The organism is Mucilaginibacter sp., from assembly GCF_036383575.1.
Taxonomy (GTDB): domain Bacteria; phylum Bacteroidota; class Bacteroidia; order Sphingobacteriales; family Sphingobacteriaceae; genus Mucilaginibacter.
On record NZ_DASVOB010000347.1, the window covers coordinates 1 to 1,892 of the forward strand.

2 protein-coding genes are annotated in these 1,892 nt (G+C 44.6%); both read left to right on the forward strand.

Features of this window, described 5'->3' with window-relative positions:
- Positions 1-1,014: DUF4982 domain-containing protein (locus tag VF500_RS11915; RefSeq protein ID WP_330859878.1), on the forward strand; the 1,014-nt coding region annotated here is incomplete at its 5' end.
- Between the two features lies 1 nt (position 1,015).
- Positions 1,016-1,892 (forward strand): glycoside hydrolase family 95 protein (locus tag VF500_RS11920; RefSeq protein ID WP_330859879.1); only part of this gene is annotated, 877 nt, incomplete at its 3' end.

Below are 1,892 nucleotides of genomic sequence, written 5' to 3' on the forward strand. Positions count from 1 at the left end.
TGGTACCGTGGCGTTTATAACGAGTATAAGCAAACCACCCTTGATGAATTTAACAAAGTAAACCACTTTTTTCATGCAGAGTGGGGCGGGGATAGCCATGCGCTACGTCATTCGGAAGATCCGGACAAGGCTTTTGTGAATATAAAAACAGGTGGCGGTGCCGATGAGCGAGCCGGTGATGCATCGCTCTCAGGCGGCGATTCAAGGGTTTCAAAGGACGGTGACTGGAGCGAGAGCTATATCTGTAACCTGTTCGACTGGCATTTAAAAGAACAGGAAACAATGCCCTGGCTCACAGGATCGGCCTTTTGGGTATTCAAAGATTTTGCTACACCATTAAGGCCTGATAATCCGATACCGTATATGAACCAAAAGGGTGTTTTGGAACGGGACATGACCAAAAAGGAATCGTACTACGTTTTCCAGTCGTATTGGACTACCAAGCCTATGGCTCACATTTATGGCCATACCTGGCCTGTGCGGTGGGGAAATGATGGCGAACAAAAGATGATCAAAGTTTATTCGAATTGTGAAACGGCCGAGCTGTTTCTGAACGGCAAAAGCTATGGTGTAAAAAAACGTAACAGCCAGAATTTTCCAGCGGCGGGCCTGCGCTGGGTAGTGACCTTTAAAAAAGGAGCCAATAATATCCGTGTAGTAGCCAAAAAAGGAAAAATTACAATAACCGACGAGATCAACCAGATTTATCAAACCGAGAAATGGGACAAGCCTGCTAAGCTGATATTGGAGAAAATAGCCGACGAGAACGGCTTTGCTACAGTGCAGGTGAAAGTTTTAGATAAAAGCGGCATCCAGTGCCTTGATGCGGTGAACTGGATCAGTTTTTCCTTGAGCGGAGATGGCATCCTGCAGGACGACCTGGGTACATCAGGCGGATCAAGAAAAGTACAGGCTTATAATGGTCGCGCTACTATAAAAGTGCAAACCCAAAATGGTAAAAGTGTCGTCGGTGTGCAATCGCCGGGGTTACAAACCGTATTTATAAATCTTTAATATGCATCAGCTTAAAAGGTATTTAATTTTTGTGGGTTTGATAAGCGCTAAATTTGCTGTTGCACAAACGCAAGGTAATGATGCGGCATTAAGGCTTTGGTACAGTAAGCCAGCGGCTGCCTGGGAAGAAGCCCTGCCATTAGGTAATGCTACTACCGGGGCAATGGTGTTTGGAGGTGTCAATCATGAACGTTTTCAACTCAATGACCATAATCTTTGGTCGGGCTATCCTGAACCGGGAAACAATCCGCAAGGGCCCGCCCATTTGCCCGAGGTTCGCGCTGCTGTATTTAACGGCGATTTCGATCAGGCGGCAGCAATATGGAAAAAGAATTTACAGGGACCATACACTGCCCGGTATCTTCCTTTAGGTGATTTGTTGCTCAATTTTAACCTGTCAGACAGTACCTATAGCAATTATTATCGCGATCTGGATTTAAATGATGCTGTATCTACAGTAAAATATAAAGTTAATGGAGCTAACTTTTCGCGTGAAACATTTATAAGTTATCCGGATAAGGCAATACTGGTACGTATTACTGCTGATAAAAAGGGCGCTGTAAGCTTTACGGCTAACCTGCAAAGTAAATTACGCTTTACTGTTATGGCTGAAGGCAACAACAAATTAGTTTTGACCGGAAAAGCGCCGACCTATGTGGCAAATCGTGATTATGAACCCCGTCAGGTGGTTTATGACGAGCCTAAAGGTGAGGGCATGAATTTTCGCATTAACCTTAAAATAAAAAACTATGGCGGTAAGGTAACTGCCGTTGGTAATGCATTGCAGGTGAGCGGGGCAAATGAGGTTGTTCTTTATTTAACTGAAGCAACCAGCTTTAACGGCTTTAACAAATCTCCGGGATTACAAGGTAAAGACC